Source organism: Oryzifoliimicrobium ureilyticum, assembly GCF_037199735.1.
Lineage (GTDB): Bacteria > Pseudomonadota > Alphaproteobacteria > Rhizobiales > Rhizobiaceae > Rhizobium > Rhizobium ureilyticus.
Genome location: NZ_JBBBVQ010000064.1, coordinates 1 through 1,840 on the forward strand (window position 1 = coordinate 1; position 1,840 = coordinate 1,840).

At 56.6% G+C, this 1,840-nt stretch carries 1 protein-coding gene; it reads right to left on the reverse strand.

From position 1 onward, the window contains the following. Positions 1–109 precede the first annotated feature (109 nt). A partial coding sequence (locus VQ830_RS28595; protein ID WP_337271526.1) for a methyl-accepting chemotaxis protein occupies positions 110–1,840 on the reverse strand: 1,731 nt, incomplete at its 5' end.

Below are 1,840 nucleotides of genomic sequence, written 5' to 3' on the forward strand. Positions count from 1 at the left end.
CTGATCTCCCAGCTTGCCGAACGTCGACAGCTGTAATGTCTGAAGATCAGCGACTGCAGCGGCTCTGTCAGGTCATGCTGACAAAGCCAAAGTCGTCGAGGCATGCCCCTTAAAACTCTTCCCACTGACCGTTCGCAGACGCCGTTCTGGAGAAGGCCGCAGCGACGCGGTCGGCCATTTTCCGTGCTGGTGAAGGCACAGATCGGTTTTGGTTGGATATCGCCATAACCTCCGAAGGCTTCCACGTAGCTCCAGCGCTCGCTACAAGATTGCCAAGAGCGAACCTTCCAACCAAATCGCGAAGCTTCCCGGTCTCAAGTGCTAAGCTCGCTCCCGCCGCACTCGTTTCCTCGACCATCGCCGCATTCTGTTGCGTGACCTGATCCATTTGGTTTATTGCAGTGTTGACCTCTGTCAGCCCAACAGACTGTTCCCTTGCCGACGTCGCAATGGCATCCATGTGGCGATTTACTTCAACGATATAGGCTTCGATTGTATTCAGGGCTGTGCCGGTCTCGCTTACCAGTTTGACGCCAATTTCGACCTCAGCACCGGAATTACTTATCAGCGCCTTGATCTCTTTGGCTGCCTGCGCAGATCGCTGCGCCAGTTCCCTCACCTCCTGGGCTACGACCGCAAAGCCCTTGCCTGCTTCCCCTGCGCGAGCTGCCTCGACGCCGGCGTTGAGGGCAAGTAGGTTCGTTTGGAAGGCAATCTCGTCAATGACGCTGATGATATTCGACATCTGGCCGGAGGACTGCGTGATTTTTTGCATCGCCTCAACAGCGTTTGCGACCACTTTCCCAGATTGAACAGCGCTGGCATTCGCCTTCGCAGCAACCTCTCGCGCCTCATCTACCCGCTTGGAGGAATTTGCAACATTGGTGGTTATCTCATCAAGAGCGGCGGCTGTTTCCTCAAGCGCCGCTGCCTGCTGTTCTGTCCGCTTCGACAGATCATCAGCGCCGTGGCTCACTTCACGGCTTCCGCTATCAATGACCCCTGTAGAATGGGCAACGGACCGCAATGTCTCACCAAGTTGTTCGACAGCCGTGTTAAGGTCATGGCGAAGCGCGTCGAAATCTGGCGAGAAGGGCTCATCCAAACGAAACGAAAGATCGCCGTTGGCCAGCTTCTTCAAACCCAGGGCCAGACCTGTGGTGGCAATGCGCAGGCGCTCGGCGGCATCCGCCTCGGCCCGCTCTTGAGCTGCCAGCTTGTCGACCTCTGCTTTGAGGCGCGCTTCCTCTGCCTCACGCTCAAGCCGCTGGTTCGACACAGCGGCGTCACGAAAGATGGTCAAAGCCGCCGACATGTCGCCAATTTCGTCCTTGCGTCCGCGCGAAGGAATTTCGACACCGAGGTCTCCCTCCGTCAACTTGCGCATTGCTCTGGTTATCCGGGCCAGCGGACGCGCTATCAGAAGCGCTCCTGCAATTGCGACACCCAATCCGATAACGAAGGTTGCCACGAGTGCGACGTAACTAGAAACAACGCCCTCGGCCGCGCTACTCGTTGCCGCAGCGCCTTCATCATTGGTATCTTTCCCCATATCGTCGACGGCCTGTTGCAGGTCGTCTCCCGCTTTGTCGTAGGCGATTAACGCGCTTCCAAAAAACAGGCGTTCAGCATCGCTCTTATCTCCCGAAGCGAGCATTGCCTTGACTTCCTCCCAGCGTGCCAAGCTGGCATGCCAGTCATCTTTGAAAGACGCAAAGAACCGCTTGTCGGCTTCATCGACGAGAAGAGCCTGGAGCTTGTCGATATTTGCATCGATCCTTGTAACCACTTCGCTTAGCTTCTGGTCGAACTTCGCCGTTTCAGAGGCCTCGGCGTAAAC